The 22,789-nt window shown below is 33.9% G+C and carries 20 protein-coding genes; 14 read left to right on the top strand and 6 right to left on the bottom strand.

The genetic code is table 11. The features are described from left to right. Positions 1 to 130: 130 nt before the first annotated feature. Entirely contained in the window at positions 131 to 1,129 is a 999-nt protein-coding gene (locus P2W75_RS10600) for a DUF2157 domain-containing protein (RefSeq protein ID WP_276380414.1), read from the top strand. Next, the gene (locus P2W75_RS10595) at positions 1,126 to 2,313 is read left to right on the top strand and encodes a hypothetical protein (RefSeq protein WP_276380413.1); all 1,188 of its coding nucleotides are present in this window, start codon (positions 1,126 to 1,128) and stop codon (positions 2,311 to 2,313) included. The genes P2W75_RS10600 and P2W75_RS10595 overlap by 4 nt, the downstream gene beginning before the upstream one ends. A gap of 148 nt (positions 2,314 to 2,461) precedes the next feature. Here the strand turns inward: P2W75_RS10595 and P2W75_RS10590 are convergent, their stop codons facing one another. After that, positions 2,462 to 3,004, bottom strand: a complete 543-nt coding sequence (locus P2W75_RS10590) for an HD domain-containing protein (protein ID WP_276380412.1) — start codon at positions 3,002 to 3,004, stop codon at positions 2,462 to 2,464. A gap of 14 nt (positions 3,005 to 3,018) precedes the next feature. Further along, positions 3,019 to 3,411: a bacillithiol system redox-active protein YtxJ gene (gene ytxJ, locus P2W75_RS10585; RefSeq protein ID WP_276380411.1), complete on the bottom strand. Its 393-nt coding sequence runs from the start codon at positions 3,409 to 3,411 to the stop codon at positions 3,019 to 3,021. A gap of 207 nt (positions 3,412 to 3,618) precedes the next feature. On the opposite strand from ytxJ, the gene clpB reads away from it, so the two are divergent. The 5 genes from clpB to P2W75_RS10560 all read left to right on the top strand — a co-directional run bounded on the left by clpB (position 3,619) and on the right by P2W75_RS10560 (position 9,933). After that, the gene (gene clpB, locus P2W75_RS10580) at positions 3,619 to 6,225 is read left to right on the top strand and encodes an ATP-dependent chaperone ClpB (protein WP_276380410.1); all 2,607 of its coding nucleotides are present in this window, start codon (positions 3,619 to 3,621) and stop codon (positions 6,223 to 6,225) included. Positions 6,226 to 6,603: 378 nt separating this feature from the next. After that, positions 6,604 to 7,488, top strand: a complete 885-nt coding sequence (locus P2W75_RS10575; RefSeq protein WP_276380408.1) for a DUF808 domain-containing protein — start codon at positions 6,604 to 6,606, stop codon at positions 7,486 to 7,488. A 349-nt stretch (positions 7,489 to 7,837) separates the two neighbouring features. Next, a complete protein-coding gene (locus tag P2W75_RS10570) occupies positions 7,838 to 8,248 on the top strand; it encodes a hypothetical protein (RefSeq protein ID WP_276380407.1) in 411 nt (136 codons plus the stop codon). Positions 8,249 to 8,421: 173 nt separating this feature from the next. Continuing rightward, complete coding sequence (locus P2W75_RS10565) at positions 8,422 to 8,832, top strand: hypothetical protein (RefSeq protein ID WP_207296652.1); 411 nt, start codon at positions 8,422 to 8,424, stop codon at positions 8,830 to 8,832. A gap of 210 nt (positions 8,833 to 9,042) precedes the next feature. Then, on the top strand, positions 9,043 to 9,933 hold the full coding sequence (locus tag P2W75_RS10560) for a carbon-nitrogen hydrolase (protein ID WP_207296651.1): 891 nt from the start codon (positions 9,043 to 9,045) through the stop codon (positions 9,931 to 9,933). A 154-nt stretch (positions 9,934 to 10,087) separates the two neighbouring features. Here P2W75_RS10560 and P2W75_RS10555 read toward each other — a convergent pair whose 3' ends face one another. Further along, on the bottom strand, positions 10,088 to 11,350 hold the full coding sequence (locus P2W75_RS10555) for an OmpA family protein (protein WP_276380405.1): 1,263 nt from the start codon (positions 11,348 to 11,350) through the stop codon (positions 10,088 to 10,090). Positions 11,351 to 11,545: 195 nt separating this feature from the next. Continuing rightward, a complete protein-coding gene (locus P2W75_RS10550; protein WP_276380404.1) occupies positions 11,546 to 13,072 on the bottom strand; it encodes a choice-of-anchor I family protein in 1,527 nt (508 codons plus the stop codon). 186 nt (positions 13,073 to 13,258) lie between these two features. On the opposite strand from P2W75_RS10550, the gene P2W75_RS10545 reads away from it, so the two are divergent. After that, the gene (locus tag P2W75_RS10545) at positions 13,259 to 14,299 is read left to right on the top strand and encodes an agmatine/peptidylarginine deiminase (RefSeq protein ID WP_276380403.1); all 1,041 of its coding nucleotides are present in this window, start codon (positions 13,259 to 13,261) and stop codon (positions 14,297 to 14,299) included. Positions 14,300 to 14,489: 190 nt separating this feature from the next. On the opposite strand, the gene fahA is transcribed toward P2W75_RS10545, so the two are convergent. Next, entirely contained in the window at positions 14,490 to 15,776 is a 1,287-nt protein-coding gene (gene fahA / locus P2W75_RS10540) for a fumarylacetoacetase (protein WP_207296647.1), read from the bottom strand. 109 nt (positions 15,777 to 15,885) lie between these two features. On the opposite strand from fahA, the gene glyA reads away from it, so the two are divergent. The 4 genes from glyA (at position 15,886) to P2W75_RS10520 (ending at position 19,739) form a co-directional block, all read left to right on the top strand. Continuing rightward, a complete protein-coding gene (glyA, locus tag P2W75_RS10535; protein ID WP_276380401.1) occupies positions 15,886 to 17,160 on the top strand; it encodes a serine hydroxymethyltransferase in 1,275 nt (424 codons plus the stop codon). A gap of 138 nt (positions 17,161 to 17,298) precedes the next feature. Beyond that, positions 17,299 to 17,892, top strand: a complete 594-nt coding sequence (locus P2W75_RS10530; RefSeq protein ID WP_057122755.1) for a tRNA-(ms[2]io[6]A)-hydroxylase — start codon at positions 17,299 to 17,301, stop codon at positions 17,890 to 17,892. 307 nt (positions 17,893 to 18,199) lie between these two features. After that, positions 18,200 to 19,240 (top strand): GMP reductase, encoded by a 1,041-nt coding sequence (locus tag P2W75_RS10525; RefSeq protein ID WP_276380398.1) that lies wholly within the window; start codon positions 18,200 to 18,202, stop codon positions 19,238 to 19,240. 1 nt (position 19,241) lies between these two features. Beyond that, complete coding sequence (locus P2W75_RS10520; RefSeq protein ID WP_276380397.1) at positions 19,242 to 19,739, top strand: GNAT family N-acetyltransferase; 498 nt, start codon at positions 19,242 to 19,244, stop codon at positions 19,737 to 19,739. A gap of 13 nt (positions 19,740 to 19,752) precedes the next feature. On the opposite strand, the gene P2W75_RS10515 is transcribed toward P2W75_RS10520, so the two are convergent. Further along, positions 19,753 to 20,331 carry a pentapeptide repeat-containing protein gene (locus tag P2W75_RS10515; protein WP_276380395.1) on the bottom strand — a complete coding sequence of 193 codons (579 nt, stop codon included), beginning with the start codon at positions 20,329 to 20,331 and terminating at the stop codon, positions 19,753 to 19,755. Positions 20,332 to 20,488: 157 nt separating this feature from the next. Here P2W75_RS10515 and aspA point away from each other — a divergent pair, with 157 nt between their 5' ends. Next, on the top strand, positions 20,489 to 21,898 hold the full coding sequence (aspA, locus tag P2W75_RS10510; protein ID WP_207296641.1) for an aspartate ammonia-lyase: 1,410 nt from the start codon (positions 20,489 to 20,491) through the stop codon (positions 21,896 to 21,898). A gap of 180 nt (positions 21,899 to 22,078) precedes the next feature. Continuing rightward, complete coding sequence (locus tag P2W75_RS10505) at positions 22,079 to 22,696, top strand: outer membrane beta-barrel protein (protein WP_276380394.1); 618 nt, start codon at positions 22,079 to 22,081, stop codon at positions 22,694 to 22,696. Positions 22,697 to 22,789 lie beyond the last annotated feature (93 nt).

The raw sequence follows: 22,789 nt of genomic DNA, 5'->3' as shown, positions 1-22,789 counted from the left end.
TTTTATAAAACCGATTTGTACAGATGATGCAAATCGGTTTTTTATTTCTCTAAAATAAGTATTTATACTTTAAGAAAATTCGACCTAATTCTATACATTTGAGAAATGGTTATTTTTAAGTTAAGAAAATATGACGCAATTTGACGAACAGTTAACTCAAGATCTTTTCGATAAAAAAATGATTACTGAAAATCAACTTCAGGAAATTAAAAACTATCGGAGTTTAAATATCTTTTCATTAAATGTAGAATTAAAACTATTGCTTTCAATTTCAGTTTTAATGTTTACTTCAGGAGTCGGAATTCTTATTTACGATAATATTGACAGTATTGGGCACATCGCTTTACTTGCGATTTTGTTTGTAATAACCTGTGGTTGTTTTTATTACTGTTTTAAAAATTCGCAGGGTTTTCAAAAAACAGAAACAAAATTTGAAAGTCCGTTTTTAGAATATCTGGTTTTAATTGCCAATGTTTTAACGTGTATTTTTATTGGGTACTTACAGGTTCAATACGAGGTTTTTGGAACGCATTACGGTCTGGCAACTTTGGTACCTACTATAGTTAGTTTCTTTTGCGCTTATTATTTCGATAACAAAAGCGTTTTAACTATTGCCATAACGGGTTTAGCGGCCTACATAGGTTTTTCTGTAACGCCTCAGGAAATATTTCAAGGAAATAATGATTTCTATGCCAATCCAAGTTTAAGTTATTCAGCCATAATGCTGGGAGTTTTGCTTATTTTATGGACGGTTTATAGTTTTAAAATTGAGCTAAAAACACATTTTACCTTAGTCTATCTCACTTTTGCTTTGCATATTATAAGTATTGCTTCGATAAGTAATATGTACAGAGACGAATTGATATGGATTCTTTTTGCTCTCATTTTAGCGGGATCATCTTATTATTTTTATAAAGTAAGTTATGAGCTTAAAGCAATTTCTTTATACGTTTTTATGATTATTTATGCGTATATCGGAATTAATATTTTCTTGTTTAGAATTTTCGAGCATGCCGATTTTGATGAGATATGGGTGCTGTTCTTCATGCTGCTGCCAATCTATTTTATAGGATCGATTGTAATGTTTATTAAACTGATTAAAAACTTCAATAAAGAAATAGCCAAATGATAGTACACGATAAAAATTTATTGAATAATCTGGCTTTAATTGAAGAAGCTGATTCTCTTGAAAGTGCAGGTTTTATAAGTAAAGAGCAAAAGAAAATAATTAAAAAAGAACTCCCTTCTTTTAAAGTTCAGAATAATATATTGGTGCGTTTGGGCTTCTTTCTACTAGGATCATTTTTGTATTCTTCAATTTGTGGAACAGTTTCCATGATTGGATTAATTGGCAGCACTTCCTTTTCAGAAAGATTTTTCTTTAGTATTTCTTGTTTTATTTTTTTAGGAATTGGTATTGCAGGAGCAGAAATGTTAGCCAAGAATAAATATTACCGCCATGGTTTAGATGATGCGTTTATTCTTGGTATTATTTTAAATGCTGGCGGAGCATATATGATTACTACCGAAAGTTACAACGACACGCCGCTTGGGCTGGCTGTTGTAGTAGCTGTTACTTCTTTTTTGGTTTATTACAGATATTTGCATTTAATGTCGATACTAGTTTTTTGTTTGGCCTCAACTGCAGTATTGTTTTTCGCTTTATATGAAATTGGTGATATAGGAAAAACGATTATTCCTTTCGCAGTAATGCTATTCGCTGGAGGATTTTATTTTTTTACTAAAAAGAAAATTAAAAATCTGACTGAAATTTATCATTATAACGCATTTGTATTAGCTAACAGTTTCTGCCTGGTTTTATTTTATCTTTCTTGTAATTATTTGGTAGTGAGAGAACTTTCGGCAGAACTTTTGAGTGTTGATATTAAACCGGGACAAGATATCCCGTTTGCTTATTTCTTTTATGCTTTTACATGTATTGTTCCTGTGCTTTATTTAGTTCAAGCTATTAGAACAAAAGACAGAATAATGCTTTGGATTAGTTTTGGTGCGATTGCATTTACGGTTTTTACCATCCGTTTTTATTATTCTGTTTTACCTGCAGAAGCAGCTTTGACCATTGGTGGACTTGTAATGTTTGGAATTGCTTATGTATCCATTCAAAAATTAAAAAACAAAGAAAGCGGATTAACTTTCAAACCAGATAGAATACATCATTCGAATACTTTCTTAAATGCAGAAACACTAATTGTTGCCTCAACATTAGGTTTAAAACCAGAAATTAAAACGAATTCTCCAATGGAGTTTGGTGATGGCGGATTTAGTGGTGGTGGTTCTGGAGGAAGTTATTAGACTATTGAGATTTTGAGAAGAGAGAGGAGAGATAAAAGAGGAGAGATAAAAGAAGAAAGAAGAAAGAGGTAAAAAGTGAAAAGTAAGAAAGTTTGAATGATTACAAACCACATTTTACATCTTACTTTTCACATTTCACAAAAATAAATTAGTCGAGATATTGTTCGTATTCGTCAATTTTTGCTTTTAGTCGGTTTTCTAAATAGTCGTTGCCGCCTTTTAACTTTTCAAGAATAACTTTAGCTTCTTCTTTGTATTTTCTTATTTTGAGATCATCCCAGCTTTTAGGTGGTTTTTGAAGATTGGTAATTCGGTCTGCTAATTTTACGGCCCAGACTTCTTTTCTAAGTTTTGAAATTCGGTTTAAACTGTCGATCATTTTTTCCTCTTTCGGTAAATCTTCTCTTTTGGTTAAAGCCGAAACACCTTCAGCGATTTCAATTCCAAATTCACGCTCTAACTCTTCAAAAGAAGTATTGGTGTCTTCCAAAGTATCATGCAACAAAGCAACCTGAGTAGCAAAAAGCAAATCAAAGTGTGTTGTATTATGCGATGCAATCAAAATTTCCATAGTAACATTACTCAAATGAATAACATAAGGAAGTTCTGAATCTGCAATAGTCTGATTATTTTCTAAATGCTTAAGAGTCGCAAAAATGATTGTTTTTTGATAAGCCGTTTGAACGTCCATAAAGTTTTTTTTAATTACGCTACTTTTTCTTTTAATGCTTCAGCATCAATATCACTGTGCGAAACATTATAAATGGCTTTTCCATTTTTAATCAAGATCAATTGAGGTGATTCATGATGTACATTAAAACGATTGGCAATTTCGTTAGAAATATCGCGATGTTGAATCAAATCTAAAAAATAAGCATCTACAACACCTTCAAGGTCATATTCTCTTTCAAATTGTTTTAAAGCCATACGACTGATACTGCATCTTGTACTGTGCTTAAAGATTACAACTGGCTTTTCGTTGGAAATAGCTTCAATTTCCATTAACTGAAGAATATCTGTTAATTCTGTCCAGTTTACCTTACTTTTTGATGCTTCTGAGTTCTCTGAACTTCCGAAGATTGAATTTAAAAAACTCATATTTGGCTTGTTTTGTGACTTTTTGACATTTCTAAATAGCTAGAAAACTGTTTTTAATGCCGTTTTGTCTGATTTTATACTGTGGAATATAATTTGTCTTATTGCAATACAAAGTTAAATGATTTGGGTTAAAAATGTATCTCAATAAATCCTAACTTTAATCTTATAAAACAACAAAGAACAAGATCAATCATAAATCGAAAAAATATGAATATAAATAAATTTACTATTAAATCGCAGGAAGCCATTCAGTTGTCGCAGCAATTAGCACAGCGAAATGGACAACAGCAAATTGAAAATGAACACATTTTCAAAGCTATTTTTGAAGTTGATGAAAACGTCGCGCCATTTATTTTGAAAAAATTAAACGTAAATGTGCCGTTGTTTTTACAGCTTTTAGATGCCACAATTCAGAATTTTCCAAAAGTTTCTGGTGGTGAAATTATGCTTTCAAGAGACGCTAATAAAGCTTTAAATGAAGCTGAAATTATTGCACAAAAAATGAACGATGAATACGTTTCGATTGAACATTTAATTTTAGCCATTTTTGACTCAAAAAGTAAAGTTTCTCAAATCTTAAAAGATCAAGGAGTTACAGGAAAAGGTCTTAAAGCGGCAATTGAAGAATTACGTAAAGGCGAAAGAGTAACTTCAGCTTCTGCAGAAGAAACATACAATTCGTTAAATAAATATGCTAAAAACTTAAACGAATTAGCGCGTACAGGAAAATTAGATCCAGTTATCGGCCGTGATGAAGAAATCCGTCGTGTGCTGCAAATCTTAACACGTAGAACGAAAAATAATCCAATGCTTATTGGGGAACCTGGAGTAGGTAAAACAGCGATCGCAGAAGGTTTAGCACATAGAATTGTAGATGGTGACGTTCCAGAAAATTTAAAAGAAAAAATTGTTTTCTCATTAGATATGGGAGCGTTGATTGCTGGAGCAAAATACAAAGGAGAATTTGAGGAGCGTTTAAAATCGGTTGTCAAAGAAGTTACAGCTGCAGAAGGTGATATCGTTTTGTTCATTGATGAAATTCATACGCTTGTTGGAGCGGGTGGAGGCGAAGGCGCAATGGACGCGGCGAACATTTTAAAACCAGCTTTGGCTCGTGGAGAATTAAGAGCGATTGGAGCAACAACTTTAGATGAATATCAAAAATATTTTGAGAAAGATAAAGCGCTTGAAAGACGTTTCCAGAAAGTTTTAATCGACGAACCTGATACAGAAAGTGCGATTTCGATTCTTCGTGGAATCAAGGAAAAATACGAAACGCATCATAAAGTTCAAATTAAAGACGAAGCCATTATTGCTGCAGTTGAGCTTTCGCAAAGATATATTACGAATCGTTTCTTACCAGATAAAGCGATTGACTTAATGGACGAAGCGGCTTCTAAACTTCGCATGGAAATCAATTCAAAACCAGAAGAATTAGATGTTTTGGATCGTAAAATCATGCAGTTGGAAATCGAAATCGAAGCCATTAAACGTGAGAAAGAAGAAAGCAAGCTTAAGATTTTAGGTATGGAATTGGCCAACCTGAAAGAAGAACGAAACGAAATCTTTGCAAAATGGAAATCTGAAAAAGATATTGTTGACGGAATTCAAGCAGTAAAACATGAAATTGAAGACTTTAAGTATGAAGCAGAACGTGCAGAACGTGATGGTGATTATGGAAAAGTAGCCGAAATTCGTTACGGAAAAATAAAAGAAGCGCAGGAACGTCAGGAAACATTGCAAAAACAATTGCAGGAATTCCAATCTGGAAACTCTTTAATAAAAGAAGAAGTAACTAGAGAAGACATTGCAGAAGTGGTTGCAAAATGGACTGGAATTCCAGTAACCAAAATGCTTCAGACAGAAAGAGAAAAACTATTGCATCTGGAAGACGAATTGCACAAACGTGTAGTGGGTCAGGAAGAAGCGATAGAAGCAGTGAGTGACGCCGTTCGCAGAAGCCGTGCCGGTTTGCAGGATATGAAAAAACCTGTTGGAACATTCTTATTCTTAGGAACAACCGGAGTGGGTAAAACCGAATTGGCAAAAGCATTGGCAGAATATCTTTTTGATGATGAAAATGCCATGACTCGTATCGATATGAGTGAGTACCAAGAACGCCATAGTGTGAGCCGTTTAGTGGGTGCGCCTCCAGGATATGTAGGTTATGATGAAGGCGGACAATTAACGGAAGCGGTTCGTAGAAAACCATATTCTGTGATTTTGTTAGACGAGATCGAAAAAGCGCATCCAGATACATTCAATATTTTATTGCAAGTTCTTGATGAAGGACGTTTAACTGATAATAAAGGACGTTTGGCGGATTTCAAAAATACGATTATCATTATGACTTCTAATATGGGAAGCCAGATAATTCAGGAGAAATTCGAAAACCTAAAAGGTGGTGTGGAAGCAGCAACAGAAGCAGCGAAAAACGAAGTTTTAGGATTGTTGAAACAAACAGTTCGTCCGGAATTCATAAACCGTATCGACGAAATCGTGATGTTTACACCGCTTACAGTAGATAATATTTCAAGAATTGTAGGCTTACAGTTAAAAGGTGTTACCAAAATGCTGACACAGCAAGGCATAACAATGGATGCAACTCCAGAAGCAATTGCCTACTTGTCTGATAAAGGATTTGATCCTCAGTTTGGTGCAAGACCTGTAAAACGTGTAGTGCAGAGAGAAGTTCTAAATCAGTTGTCAAAAGAAATCTTGGCGGGAAACATCACAACAGACAGCATTATTTTGTTAGATGCTTTTGATGGAAAATTGGTTTTTAGAAATCAAACACAAATAGTAGGGGAATAAACTGATATACATCTTATTTAAAAAAAGAAACACTGGCAGAAATGCCGGTGTTTTTTTATGTATACCCGTGAATAATGAAAGATTTTCGAAAAGTATTATAAATCAAATTATCGGCTTAATTCTCAAATTTACAGTAACATTAAAACAAACTATTATGAATAATATATTTAGAGGATTACTGGCCGGTTACGGTGCTAAAAAATTAGGAGGAGGATGTTTCGGAACGATTATCGTTTTTATTATTTTATGGGTTCTTTTAGGACAATGTAATTAGAAACCTCATTTCTAGAATTAGAGATAAAAGAGAAATTTAGCCATGATATTATTGGGAAGATTAACGCAAAATGTCTAGATTCGCATCACTAAAAAAAATTAAAAATGGGTTCAGGTTTTTTCGCTCTATTAGACGATATCGCAGCAATTATGGATGATGTTGCAGTAATGAGTAAAGTTGCTGCAAAAAAGACAGCCGGAATTTTGGGCGATGACTTAGCAGTAAATGCCGAAAAAGCTTCAGGTTTTGCTTCTTCAAGAGAATTGCCGGTTTTATGGGCAATTAGTAAAGGTTCTTTATTAAATAAAATCATTATCCTGCCCATTGCATTTTTGTTAAGTGCATTTTTTCCAATTGCTATTATGGTAATTTTGGTTTTAGGAGGATTGTTTTTAGCCTACGAAGGAGCTGAAAAAATCTACGAGTTCTTTTTTCCTCATGCACACGAAGAATCTGAAGGGATTACAGAAGAAGTTCTTACAGAAGAAGAAATTTTGCTTGTAGAGAAAGAAAAAGTAAAATCTGCAATCATAACCGATTTTATTCTTTCTGTAGAGATTGTGATCATCGCTTTAGGAACCGTTATCGGAAAGCCATTAGTTTCTCAAATAATTACTGTTTCAATCATTGCCATCATTGCTACAATTGGAGTTTATGGAATTGTAGCGCTTATTGTGCGTATGGATGAAGTTGGTTTTAAAATGATCCAACGCAGTAAAAAAGAGAAAAGCCTTTTGAAAAGTATTGGAAATGTATTAGTTCAAGCACTTCCAAAAGTGATTAAAGCTTTAACTGTTATTGGAACTATTGCTTTAATTTTAGTTGCCGGCGGATTATTCGTTCACAACATAGAATTTTTCCATCATCTTTTACCAAATTTTCCTTCGATTATCAAAGAGTTTGCAATAGGACTTATCATTGGCTTTATTGTCTTAGCTCTGGTTAATCTCTTTAAAAAGATTTTCAAAAAGAAAGAACCGGCAGTATAAACCTTCAGCCGTATAATAATACAAAACACTAGTCGAGAGGCTGGTGTTTTTTTTTTGTAGCAGATTTAATTGTTTCCAAAATTACCATTTGTCCCGCTATTCACTATATCTTTTGCGGCTTTCTTGCCGTAATCTATAGGCCGCAAAAGGATGCCGTTTCTATCGGGGCTAAGTAAGGAAATTTATTTTTTTTATAAGAAATATCGCTATTTATAAAATTTATTTTAAAAAATAAACTTTTGATTTACAATTGGTTGAGATTTTTGTAAAACTATTTAACATTTCATAAAAGCAACCTTTACAAATTGACTGCATCTTCATAGTAATTAACAATTAATTATTATTTTATATGAAAAGTTTTAAATTAAAATCAATTTTGGTAGTATTATTTTTATCAATTTCAATTGTGTCATGCAGTAATGACGATGATGAGAAGCCAGTTGTTCCAAATGTAAAAGCTGCATTAGTAACAGAAATTAAAGGACCAGCAACTGGAAAAGTGAACGATGAATTAAGTTATGAAGTAACTTTTGTGGTTGACAATGCATGTGGAGAATTTGACAAAATTTCTGAAGTAACCATTGGTGCCGTAAAAGGATTACAAGTAATAGCAAAATACCCAAGCGAAGTTTGTACACAACAAGTTCCAGATCCAAAAAAGACCGTTTACAAATTTAAAGCGACAGCAAAAGGAACTTATGACATTAAATTCAAAAAGTCAGAAACAGAATTCCTTACTCAAAAAGTAGTGATTGAATAAAGTTTATTGAGTTGATTTGTTTTTTATAAACCATTTTACAGAGATTTTAATTGATGTAAAATGGTTTTGATTTTAAAAGCAAAGTGAAAAAAATATATGAAATTATTTGTGTTTTGTTACGCAACCTTTGTAATTTAGCCTCATCTTTATAATAATGAACTTAATAAATTTATATGAAAACCTTTAGATTACAATCAGTTTTAACAATACTGTTTTTAGCAGTTTCTTTGCTTTCATGCAGTAGTGATGACAATGGAAAAGAAACACCTCAAACCATTTCAAGAGCGGCAAATGTTACAGCAATCAGCGGACCAGAAACTGGAAAAGTAGGAGTTGATATTAATTATGACATATCGTTTATTGTAGACAATGCATGTGGTAAATTTGATAGAATTGGAAATATATCAATTGGAAAAGAAGAAGGATTTCAGATAGAAGTAACTTATCCTACAACTTGTGGTAATGAGACACCAACGGCTCTACATACAGTTTATACATTTTCACCACAGTCAAAAGGAACTTTTGAAATTAAATTTAAAAAATCTGAAACTGAATTTTTAGTAAAGAAACTTGTTATTCAGTAATTTTTTTAAGACATACTTTATAAAACATTTTATAGAAATTTATTTCTGTAAAATGTTTTTTTGTTTTGAAAGATATTTGACTAGCTTTTAGAAGCATAAATTCTTTACAAACTTTTTGTAAACTATGCTTTTAAAAGTTATTTGGATTGAATAGCGTTGGCTTTGTCATTCCTCTAAAAATTACTATTTTTGCACTCTAAATTTTATGTCATGGCGAAAAGAAAATATAAAATATCGGTTATTCAGTTAAACCTGAATGATGTTGCCGAAAATAATCTTAAAAAATGTATCAGCTGGGTAAGAGATGCTGCAAGTCAAGGGGCAGAAGTGATCTTACTTCCTGAATTATATAGCAGTCATTATTTCTGCCAAAGCGAGGATGTAGATAATTTTGCATTAGCAGAACCGCTTTATAGTACTTCATTTATTGCATTCAGTGAATTGGCAAAAGAATTAGGAGTAGTTATTATCGTTCCTTTCTTCGAAAAAAGAATGGCAGGAATCTATCATAATAGTGCTTATATTATTGATGCTGATGGAACCGAAGCTGGTTTATACCGTAAAATGCATATTCCAGACGATCCGCATTTCTATGAAAAATTCTATTTTACTCCAGGTGATTTAGGTTTTCAGGCAATTGAAACTAAAAAAGGAACGGTTGGAACTTTAATCTGTTGGGATCAATGGTATCCAGAAGCAGCTCGTATTACAGCGCTTAAAGGTGCAGAAGTTTTATTCTACCCAACAGCAATTGGATGGCATCCAAAAGAAAAAGAACAATACGGAGAAAACCAATATGGAGCTTGGATGAACGTTATGAAAGGTCATGCTGTAGCAAATGGAGTTTTCGTAGCGGCAGCTAACAGAATTGGTCTTGAAAAATACATCGATGGAACCGAAGGAATTCAATTCTGGGGAGCTTCTTTCATCGCTGGCCCACAAGGTGAAATTTTAGCTCAAGCTTCTCATGATAAAGAAGAAATCCTAATCGCTGAGGTTGATTTGGATTTACAAGAAAATGTCCGTCAAAACTGGCCATTCTTCAGAGACAGAAGAATTGATGCCTTTGGTGATATTACAAAAAGAGCAATCGATAAATAATTTAGATTTATCATAATTTTTAAAAGAGCTGTCTAAAAAAGACAGCTCTCTTTGTAAGCTTCTCTGAAGCTCTTTAGTAGTTTATATTAAAACAAAAAAGAACTGCCTCATTATTGAAACAGTTCTTTTTATTATTTTTAGCTTTATATCTATATTACTTCACTTGGAAAGTAACTCTTCTCACGATTTGACGTGCCTCTTTAGAATTTTTGTTAACCGAAGTATCCTCTCCGTTAGCAATTACATTCAGTCTCGATGCATCAATTCCCGCATTTATTGCTACTTTTTTCACAGCTTCAGCTCTTTTTCTTGACAATTCAGCATTGTAGTTTGAACTTCCAATTTCATCAGCATATCCAATAATGTCAGCAGATTTTCCTGGGTTATTTTTTAGGTATTTTACTAAGAAATCAACCCCAGATAAAGAAGCGTTTGTTGGTTTAGAAGAATTGAAATCAAAGTACACGTTTACATAACCTCCGTTGATTAATTCTTCAACAGTATTGTTTGTAGCTGATCCAGCGCCTTTCTTTTCATATGTTTTATCCAAATAGCTTTCTAACTCATCTGGCACACCATTTTGATTGTTATCAATTGATTGTCCTTTTGTATTAACTGCAACACCTGCAATTGTGTTTGGTTCTAAATCGTATAAATCAGCAACACCATCTTTATCTGAATCAATAAGACCAGTTTCGATTAAGTCCACTCTTTTTTCCAATTCACCAATTCTATCTTCTTCGCCAACCCAGTCAGCATGTTTTTCGTGTTTACCTAAGTAGAAGGTTAAACCAACAGAAGCATTTAAAAGAATACCATCAAAAGAACCTGTAGTAGTATTACCCATTCCGTCAAAATTCCAGTTTTGTCTTCCGTTAATAATTCCCGTAAGGTCACCAGTCAAAGCTACTCGGTTGCTTAATTTAATCTGTCCGGTAATACCAGCGATTCCGTGTGCCATGTAATCTTGACCTCCAAAACCAGTTTCAGTACTAATTTGTGAAACTCCAAAACCACCATGTGCTAAAATACCGATAGTGTTTGTCCAAGTTTCAAAATTTAAGGCACGTCCTACGTTAATAACTCCTTGTAAGCTGGCTCTAACATAACGGCTTTCAAAATCAGGAGTATTTTTTTTCTCTTTAAACTGGTCGTAACCTACATCTAATTTTACTCCAAATTTTGGATTAAACATATATCGAACACCTAAATCTCCGTGAAAGAAATTTAAAGATTCTGTAGCATAACCTGTAGTCATTGCTCTAGTTGGTTTGTTTACACCTCCATTTAATTCAATAGACCATTTATTATATTCAGGTTGATCAACAATTGTTTTTGCTGATGTAGTCGCCATATTTTGAGCACCTGCAGTAAGCGCTAATAGAAGAAGGGATACTGATACTAATTTCTTTTTCATGATATCAAAATTTATTCATTTTTATTTAACTCAGACAAAAGTAGACCCCCTATTTTGGAAATGTGTTGTAACCTCGTTTACATAATTTCCACTATTTTGCTTACAATTCTGAAAATGTGGTGATTAAAATTTGATTTTTTGCAAAAAAAAGGGTAAAATTTAAATCTTACCCTTTCTGAATTTGTGAAATAATGGTTATTTCAAATCTGGCTGATAAATTTTTACAGAGCCGTCGCCTTCGCTGCTTACCACTAATAAACTTCTTTTAGTTGGACTTTTTGAAGCTGGAATAAATAAAACTCCTTCTGGCGCATCACCCGTTTTAACAGTTTGTAAATATTGTGGAGAAACCGGATTAGTAACATCATAAACCATAAAAGCATCTGATCTTTCAAGTCCTACAAATAAAATATTCTGATTGCCCATTTTTACAGAAACTACGGCTTCTGGTTCAGAACCTTTATCGTCACTTCTCTTATCATCATAAGTTCCTAATTCATTAGTTTTTTTGTCAACATCATTTTTACTGTCGTAAACAATTTTTCCTGTGTTTCCATTCCAGATTGAGAATGATCTTCCTCCAAAGCTTATCGTTTGGTCTAAATCTCCATCTCCATCAGTATCTCCCATATCGGCAACAAGATTTAATCTTCCCAAATTAGCATCTAATTTTAAGGTTGCTGCATCAGGGAAAACAGTTGCATCAAGAGTCATGTTTTTCATACGTTTTACATCAGAAAAAGCGTTGTATTCTCTTGCATCACCTTCGTTAGCAGTAACAAAATAAGGAGTATTGTTTACAGTAAAATGACTGATAGCATCTGGCATATAAAGACCTTTTACTTTCCAAGGATTAAATGCAATTTTGTTATCGCTGTCGCTTACATCAATAGCATTTTCAGCCGTATTGTAATCTTTTAGACCTAAAGGGTAAATAGCAGTAATCGTTTTGGAAGTCAAATCAACTTTTGCAACACCGTTATTTTCTTGTAAAGTGACCCAAGCTGTTTTAGAATCATCAGAAATAGTAATATATTCTGGCTCGATATCTTGAGCAAAACTAGTTTTGGCAAATTTTGAAATTCTGAACCCATCTTTTTTTAACGCTTCTGCTTGACTTGCAAACGAACTAAAATCTAAAGTTGTAACGCTGTAAGTGCTTGTTTCAATGATTGAAATTGTTCCATTTGGATCTTGTGAATAATCGGTATTTGGTTCACCTTCATTAGCAGTCATGATGTATTTTCCATCTGGAGAAAAAGTAACCATATCTGGCAATGCACCTACGGTTACCTGCTTAATTAAACTGTAGTCTGAAGTATTGAAAACTACTACTTTACCATTTCCTTGTTTGTTACTAGTAGATTCTAATGCAACCGCGAGTTTTCCGTCAAAAATCGAAACACTGTTTGCGGCACCTTCATAAGCTGCTAAATCAATTTTACCAATTTTAATTGGTTTTGTTGGATCAGCAATATCAATAACATCAATTTGGTTTACACCGCTGTTATTTACTGTAAATAATCTTTTTGTTTTTTCACAGTAAGCCGAAATTTCGGCGGCGGCTTCACCACCAATTGTAATAGAACCGATTTCTTTAAAAGTTCCCGGATTTTCGTTTACAACTGCTTCTGGTTGTTCGTCATTTTTAGAATTGTCATCATTATTACAGCTTGCCATAATTAATAATGCGGCAAATAATGAAATGCTTAATTTCTTCATTTTGATTGTGTTTTAGTTTTTGCCAAAAGTAATTATGGGATTTGGGTGTAATATTAAGGCTGTATTATCTAATCTTTAACTTAAATTTTATAAGATATTTTGGGTGAAATGTTATATCTTTTTATAGAGCTGTTTTATAATCCTGCCGAATGACTATCTTTGCACTTTCTAAATCAGAACGTATTTATGTCAACAAATAATAGAAGATTTCCAGCAGAATGGGAAAAGCAGCAAGGAATTGTTTTGTGTTTTCCGCACAATGGTAACGACTGGCCTGGAAAATACGAAGCCGTTCAATGGGCTTTTGTAGAATTTATAAAAAAAGTAGCCACTTTTGAAACTGTTTTCTTGGTAGTTGCCGATGAAAAACTAAAAGAGAAAGTAAACGATATGCTTGAAAGAGCTCGTGTAAATCTTAAAAATGTTTCTTATATCATTCATAAAACCAACAGAAGCTGGATGCGCGACTCTGGACCAATCATTGTAAAAAATGGTTCAAAAAGAGAAGCTTTAAATTTTAATTTCAACGGATGGGCAAAATATAAAAACTATCAATTAGATAAATTTGTTCCGGGTAAAGTAGCTGATTTTATCGATGTTCCTTTAACTCAGGTAACGTATAAAGGAAAACCGGTAATTGTAGAAGGTGGAGCGATTGATGTAAACGGAAAAGGTACGTTATTGACTTCTGAAGAATGCTTGATGCACCCAACCATTCAGGTAAGAAATCAAGGTTTTACCAAAGAAGATTACGAAGCTGTTTTTAAAGAATATCTTGGAGTTACCAATGTAATTTGGTTAGGAGACGGAATTGAAGGTGATGATACACACGGACATATCGACGATTTATGCCGATTCGTAAACGAAGATACAATTGTTACGATTGTTGAAACTGATAAAAACGATTCAAACTACAAACCTTTACAAGACAATTTGAAACGCTTACAAAATGCAAAATTAGAAAATGGAAAATCTCCTGTAATTGTAGCATTGCCAATGCCTAAGCGTGTTGATTTTGAAGATTTACGTTTACCGGCAAGTTATGCTAATTTCTTGATTTTGAATAATTGTGTTTTAGTACCAACATTTAATGACAGTAATGATCGTGTGGCTTTAAATATTTTAGCAGAATGTTTCCCTGATCGTGAAGTAATTGGAATAAGCTGTATTGATTTTATCTGGGGATTTGGGACTTTACACTGTTTGAGTCAGCAGATTCCTGCATAATTAAAAAAAATAAAACCATATAAGTGATATGAGTTCATTTAATTCAAACTTAAATTTTCTTGTATCACTTATATGGTTTTAAAAAAATGCGTCTCTGCGACTTTGCGAGATTCAAATAAAATATAAAAAAACCTTGGCGATGACCAAGGTTTTTTTATTTCTATATCTCTTCAGAAGATTTATCTTCACTTCATTGTCTGATAAAAGGAGGTAATAATTGACTTGAAACTTCTCCAAAACCAATTCTTACTTCGGCATTTTCGCAGAAACCACGAATAATAACAGTGTCGTTATCTTCAATAAATTTACGTTCACTTCCATCTTTTAACGTAATAGGATTTTTTCCGCCCCACGTTAATTCCAGCATAGAACCAAAGCTATCTGGAGTCGGTCCTGAAATAGTTCCTGATCCCATCATATCACCAGAATTCACACGGCATCCATTTGAAGTATGATGTGCCAATTGCTGGCTCATTGACCAATATAAATATTTGAAGTTGGATCGTGAAATCACAGTTTCTTCATCTTGATTTTCCGGTTTTAATGAAACTTCTAAGTGAATATCAAAAGCTTTCTTTCCTTTTGTCTGTAAATAAGGCAGCGGAGATGGATCCTGTTTAGGTCCTTTTGTTCTAAAAGGCTCTAAAGCATCCATAGTTACGATCCAAGGAGAAATTGAAGTGGCAAAGTTTTTAGCTAAGAATGGACCAAGAGGCACATATTCCCATTTTTGAATATCACGCGCGCTCCAGTCATTTAACAAAACCATTCCAAAAATATAATCTTCAGCTTCGTAAGTTGGAATGTTTTCTCCCATTACATTTACATCGGTTGTGATAAAAGCAGTTTCCAATTCGAAATCTACTAAACGTGAAGCACCAAAAACAGGTGTGTCATGTCCAGCAGGTAAAGTTTGTCCCATAGGTCTGTGAACCGGAATTCCAGATGGCACAATTGTAGAACTTCTTCCGTGGTATCCAACCGGAATGTGCAGCCAGTTTGGCAATAAAGCATTTTCTGGATCGCGGAACATTTTACCTACGTTTGTAGCGTGTTCTTTACTAGAATAAAAGTCCGTATAATCACCAATTAAAACTGGAAGCTGCATTTCTACATCTTCAATTTTAAATATCACAATATCTCGGTGTTTTGTTGTATCTCTTAACTGCGGATTGTTCTCATCAAAAATCTCAGCGATACGATTTCGAACCAAACGCCATGTTTTTTTTCCGTCAGAAATAAAATCATTCAGCGTATCCTGCATAAACATATCATCGGTTAATTCGATTCCTTCAAAATAGTTTAATTGCTGTAAAGCCCCTAAATCTATAGCATAATCGCCAATTCTCGTTCCTACAGTCACGACATTTTCTTTGGTAAGAAATACACCGAAAGGAATATTTTGAATAGGGAAGTCACTATTTTGAGGTACTTCTAACCATGATTTTCTACTGGTATCGTTGGCGGTTATTGGCATGTTTAATGTTAATTATTTGTTGAAAAATTACATGTCAAATATATCATAATCTAGCAGTTTGACAAACGTTTTTTTGTATTTTTGCAGGAAATTAACGAAAAACGAAAAAATGCAACGCGACGAACAAATTTTTGATCTTATACAAGAAGAAAAAGAAAGACAAATTCACGGATTAGAGCTTATTGCTTCAGAAAACTTTGTAAGTGATGAGGTAATGGAGGCAGCTGGTTCTGTTTTAACTAATAAATATGCTGAAGGTTATCCAGGCAAAAGATATTACGGAGGCTGCGAAGTAGTTGACGTTATTGAACAGATCGCTATTGATAGAGCAAAAGAATTGTTTGGTGCTGAATATGCAAACGTACAGCCTCACTCAGGTTCTCAGGCAAACACTGCTGTTTACCATGCATGTTTAAATCCTGGTGATACTATTTTAGGTTTCGATTTATCTCACGGGGGGCACTTAACTCATGGTTCTCCAGTAAACTTTTCAGGACGTTTATACCGTCCAGTTTTCTACGGTGTAGATGCTGAAACGGGTCGTTTAGATTACGATAAAATTCAAGAAATTGCAACTAAAGAACAGCCAAAATTAATTATCGCAGGAGCTTCTGCTTATTCTCGTGATATGGATTTTGCTCGTTTCAGACAAATTGCTGACAGTGTAGGAGCGATCTTATTTGCTGATATTTCTCATCCAGCAGGTCTTATCGCAAAAGGATTATTAAGTGATCCAATTCCACATTGCCATATTGTTTCTACCACAACTCACAAAACATTAAGAGGACCACGTGGAGGTCTTATTTTAATGGGGAAAGATTTCCCAAACCCACAAGGATTAACAACTCCAAAAGGAGAAATCAGAATGATGTCATCCTTATTAGATTTAGCTGTTTTCCCAGGAAATCAAGGTGGACCTTTAATGCACATTATTGCTGCTAAAGCAGTTGCTTTTGGTGAAGCGCTTAAAGATGAGTTCTTTACTTACGCAATGCAATTGCAGAAAAATGCAAATTCAATGGCTGATGCTTTCGTAAAAAGAGGTTACAACATTATCTCTGGCGGAACTGATAACCACATGATGCTTATTGACCTAAGAAACAAAAACATTTCTGGTAAAGAAGCTGAAAATGCATTAGTAAAAGCTGAAATTACAGTAAACAAAAACATGGTTCCTTTTGACGATAAATCTCCATTTATCACTTCTGGAATTCGTGTTGGAACAGCTGCAATCACAACTCGTGGTTTAGTTGAAAAAGATATGGAAACTATCGTAGCTTTAATCGATAAAGTTTTATCTAATCACACAAATGAAGATATTATCGAAGAAGTTGCTGAAGAAGTAAACGAATTAATGAGCGAAAGACCAATTTTTGCGTATTAATTAGTTTAAAGTTTAAGGTTTCAAGTTTAAAGTTTTGTAACGCGAAAATAAACGTGTTACAAGACTTTAAACTTTTTTAGCTTTAAGAGTAACTTGAAACAAAATAAACCTGAAACAAAACAAACAAAAAATTAAAAGATGGGCGTATTAAGATTACAATTGCCAACCGACCCAAGATGGGTAAATATTGTTGAGAAAAACATCGAAGAAATCTTGACAGACCACGCTTGGTGCGAGCAAAAAGCAGCAACAAACGCAATTACAATTATTACCAATAACTCTGAACATCAGGATTTGGTAAAAGATTTATTGGCTCTCGCCAAAGAAGAAATCGATCATTTTGAGCAAGTTCACAATATCATTATCAAAAGAGGATTGAAACTAGGACGCGAACGTAAAGACGATTACGTAAACGAACTCTACCAATACATGAAAAGAAGCGGAGACGGAAGCCGTGTTTCTGGTCTGGTTGAACGATTGCTTTTTTCTGCAATGATTGAAGCTAGAAGTTGTGAACGTTTTAAAGTGCTTTCAGAAAATATTAAAGACGAAGAATTAGCACTTTTCTACAGAGAATTAATGGAAAGCGAAGCAGGGCATTATACTACCTTCATTACGTACGCACGTAAATACGGAACAGGAATCGACGTTGAAAAACGCTGGAGAGAATGGCTGGCTTTTGAAGAATCAATCATTACCAATTACGGAAAAGGAGAGACGATTCACGGGTAGTTTTTAGTGTCCAGTCGCAGTCGCAGTTTTCAGTTTTTTTGATTGTTCTGTTTCAAGTTTCAAGTTTGTCAGGCTGAGCGAAGTCGAAGCCCGTACAAAGTATATCAAATTTTAAAAATAAAAATCCTTTTTAATCCGCGCTTTCGCGAAAGTGAATCGGTATTATTAGCGTTCAAAATCTGAAGTTTCAAGTTTGTCACTTTTATCAGCGTTCAAATTGTTTAAAAGTTCAGCTTTTTGTTAATCTAAAATCCACAATCTAAAATCTAAAATTCCGTAAATTTGAGAGTAACCAAAATCTCGAACTATGAGAATTGAAATGGATTTAAAATTAGGATTTAAAGATGTAATGTTTAGACCTAAAAGATCAACACTTAAAAGCAGGTCGGAAGTGTCCTTAGAACAGAATTTCAAATTTTTGCACAGCACTGCAAGTTGGACAGGAATCCCGATTATGGCAGCCAATATGGATACTGTAGGAACTTTTGAAATGGCTAAGGTTTTGGCAGGAGAAAAACTTTTTACAGCGATTCATAAACATTACACTTTAGAAGAATGGAACAATTTCCTTAAAGATGTTAATGCAGATTTCTATAATTATATTGCAGTAAGTACTGGAACCGGAAAAGAAGATTCTGAAAAAATCGGACAGATTATTACAGCAAATCCACAACTGAAATTTATTTGCATTGATGTAGCAAACGGCTATTCAGAACATTTTGTGCAGTTTTTACAGCAAACCCGAAAACAATATCCAGATAAAATTATCATTGCCGGAAATGTTGTGACAGGAGAAATGACAGAAGAACTTTTATTAGCTGGCGCTGATATCGTAAAAGTTGGAATTGGACCAGGTTCTGTTTGTACAACGCGTGTAAAAACAGGTGTAGGTTATCCGCAGCTTTCTGCTATTATAGAATGTGCCGATGCCGCGCACGGATTAGGCGGACACATCATAAGCGACGGGGGCTGTACAACTCCTGGCGATGTTGCCAAAGCTTTTGGCGCTGCTGCCGATTTTGTAATGTTAGGTGGAATGCTGGCAGGACATACCGAAAGCGGAGGAGAACTGATTGAAGTAAATGGAGAAAAATTCAAACAATTTTACGGAATGAGTTCGAAAACTGCTATGGACAAACACGCTGGCGGCGTTGCAGAATACAGAGCAAGCGAAGGAAAAACAGTTCAAGTTCCGTTTAAAGGTGATGTCATTCATACTGTTTTAGATATTTTAGGAGGCATTAGAAGCACTTGTACGTATGTTGGAGCTTCAAGATTAAAAGAATTGACTAAACGAACCACTTTCATCCGCGTAAGCGAACAAGAAAATCAAGTTTTTACAAAATAATATGATTCAAATTACCGAAGCAGCTCTTAAAGATATTGCCAAAATTCAAGAGATCGCACATATAACATGGCCCATTACGTACGGAGAAATCCTAACGAAAGAACAATTGGAGTATATGTTAGATTTAATTTATTCTAATGAAACACTTTCGAATCAGATTCAGAATAAAGAGCAGTTGTTTTATTTAATCTCAGATGCTGATTCCGTAATTGGTTTTATCGGGATTGAGCATAATTATAAAAATGAAGCGATAACTAAAATTCATAAAATCTATCTTCTGCCAGAAACACAAGGGAAGGGTTTCGGTAAAATGGTTTTTGATGAAATCGGTAAAATGGCTTTAGAAAACAATTCTGCAACGCTTTTACTAAACGTGAATCGCTTCAATACCGCTTTGAACTTCTATAAAAAATTAGGTTTCGAAATTAAAGAAACAGTTGATATAGAAATTGGAAATGGTTATTTGATGGAGGATTATGTGATGGGGAAGCAGATTTAATTTATTGGGCAAGCTATTTTACAATTACATCATACTTAAATAACAATCCTTTCACTTCATTCAAAGAAAAAACGGCTTTCTTCAATTTAGTTTTTGATGGATCAATAGTATAATTATAACTTGTTTTAAAATCGGTTTTGTTGGCAATGGCTTTCGAGAATTCGGAGCGGTATAAATCGCAATTATCGAATATAACGCCTGTAAGATCGGCAGCCATGAAATCGACTGCAATAATACTGCAATTGGTAAAGATTGTTCCTTTTAGTTTTAAAGCATAAAACTTCGAAAAATCCAGAATACAATCGTTAAAACCAATTTCAAAAATCAATTTATCGCACATGGCAAAATTAACGTCTTTAATTTCGCATCGGTTAAAAGCTGCAGTTCTAAAAGCAACGTAATTAATTTTGGCTTCGTTGAAAATACAATCATTAAAAACGCAGTCAATAAAAGTAACCGCCAGAAAAGTACACGCAGAGAAATTGCAACGATTAAAAACGCAGCCTTCAAAATCTTTAAAATTCAGATCTTCTTTTGCGTAAATAATGCTATTGTATTCTTTATCAAGAAAATATTCGTGCTGTTTCTTCAAGTTTAAAATGATAAATATTTGAGACCGAAAAGGTAATACTTTACCATAAAATATTCCTCTTAAAATCATAAATCATTTTGATTTCATTCACATTTTTTATGCATAAAATGCTGTAGCTTTACACTTATTTTTAAGTTTAAAATACATCATTATCGATATGGAACCAACAAGAAAGGAGCATGATTTTTTAGGAGAACTAGAAATTCCCAATCATCTGTACTACGGAATCCAAACTTTTAGAGCGGTAGAAAATTTCAATATTACTGGAATTCCGATTTCAAAAGAACCTTTGTTTATTAAGGCTTTAGGTTATGTGAAAAAAGCGGCTGCTCTAGCCAATAAAGATTGCAATGCGATCGATCCAAAATTGGCAGAAGCCATTTGTTACGGAAGCGATCAGGTAATTGCAGGTAAATTTGATCAGGAATTTGTAAGCGATTTGATTCAAGGCGGCGCAGGGACTTCTGTAAACATGAATGCCAATGAAGTTATTGCCAATATCGGACTGGAATATTTAGGTCATAAAAAAGGAGAATACAATTTTCTTCATCCCAATAATCATGTAAACTGTTCTCAGTCTACAAACGATGCTTATCCATCGGCATTTAGAATTGCTTTGTATTTAAAAATGGAAAGTTTTATTAAAACTTTTGCAGGCTTAGAAGTAGCTTTTGCTAAAAAAGGCGAGGAGTTTAAGGAAGTTTTAAAAATGGGAAGAACGCAATTGCAAGATGCAGTTCCTATGACTTTAGGACAGGAATTTAAAGCGTATGCCACAACAATTGGCGAAGATATTCAGCGTTTAAAAAATGCTCAGGAATTATTGCTGGAAATTAACATGGGCGCAACTGCAATTGGAACCAAAGTAAATGCTCCTGAAGGTTATCCTGAACTTTGTGTAAAATATCTGGCTGAAGAAGTTGGAATTCCGTTAACGCTTTCTCCAGATTTAATTGAAGCAACAGTCGACACGGGGGCTTACGTACAGATTATGGGAACTTTAAAACGTTCTGCGGTTAAAATTTCGAAAATTTGCAACGATTTACGATTGTTAAGTTCTGGACCAAGAACAGGATTTAATGAAATTAACCTTCCACCACGTCAGCCAGGTTCATCTATTATGCCGGGTAAAGTAAATCCAGTAATTCCAGAAGTCGTAAATCAAACCTGTTTTTATGTAATCGGTCAGGATTTAACGGTAACAATGGCGGCAGAAGCAGGACAATTGCAATTAAATGTAATGGAGCCGGTTATTGCTTTTGCCATGTTCACTTCATTGGACTATCTTTCAAATGCCATTCAAACTTTAATTGATAAATGCATCAACGGTATTACAGCAAATGTTGATCATTGTTACAATATGGTTATGAATAGTATTGGAATCGTAACCCAATTAAATCCAATTATTGGTTATGAAGAAAGTGCCAGCATAGCCGGAGAAGCTTTAAAAACAAACAAAAGTGTACATCAAATTGCGGTGGTTGAAAGAAAACTGATTACTCAGGAAAAATGGGATGAAATTTATTCTTTAGAAAATTTGATCCATCCTAAATTTATTACAAAGTAAAATGTGCTATAATTTGTATTATATCATTCTATAGACTCCTGATGATCTGTTTACGTTTTTATGAGATTCTATTTTGTTTATAAGTTATTGATTATGTGAAAATTATATGGTTATAAATGATTTATTTGAAAGAAAATACTTAAATTTGGTTTACCATTTAACTTTCAAACAAATCAATTTATGAAACAGTACAGTTTATTAGTCGCTTTATTCCTGTCGGTGATGGGAATGCAGGCTCAAGATGCAAGGTCTTTTTCACTTAATTTGTATGGTGGATATAATTTTTCAGACGACCTTGATTATGATGGTTATCGTGCAACAGTAGAAGATGGTTTTCAATACGGTGCAGGATTTGAGTACTTCTTTTCAACAAACAATTCGGTTGAGGTAAAATATCTAAGGGCAGATACCAAAATACCCTTTTATGGTCCTGCTGGAAATCAGCTTAATGCAGGTGATGACAAAGGTGCTTTTAATTATGTTTTAGCTGATTATACGCATTATTTTAATACAGGATCAAATTTGCTTCCTTATTTAGGTGCAGGTGCGGGTATCGGAATTGTTGAAACACCTCAAAGTGGTAGTGGAACTTATTTTGCCTGGGATGTAAAAGGCGGAGTTAAAATCAAAACTGCTTCAATAGTTTCTGTAAATATAAATGCTTATCTCGAATCGCTGTCGGCTGCGGTTGGAAATAGTTATTATTGGACATATTGGGGGCCGGTTGGAATAGAAGATTATGTGTCAACTTTTCAGTTTGGTTTAGGAGCCGTTTTGAGCTTTAATTTTAAGAATTAGAAATTTTTCACAGATAATATTTGAAAGCAGCTATTTGGCTGCTTTTTTTATTGTGGATGTCGCAATTGTTCATAATTAAATCATAATTTATAA

It is taken from the genome of Flavobacterium sp. H4147 (genome assembly GCF_029360735.1).
Taxonomy (GTDB): domain Bacteria; phylum Bacteroidota; class Bacteroidia; order Flavobacteriales; family Flavobacteriaceae; genus Flavobacterium; species Flavobacterium endoglycinae.
The sequence above is the reverse complement of the archived record's forward strand: the minus strand, read 5'-3'. Positions and strand labels throughout refer to the sequence as shown.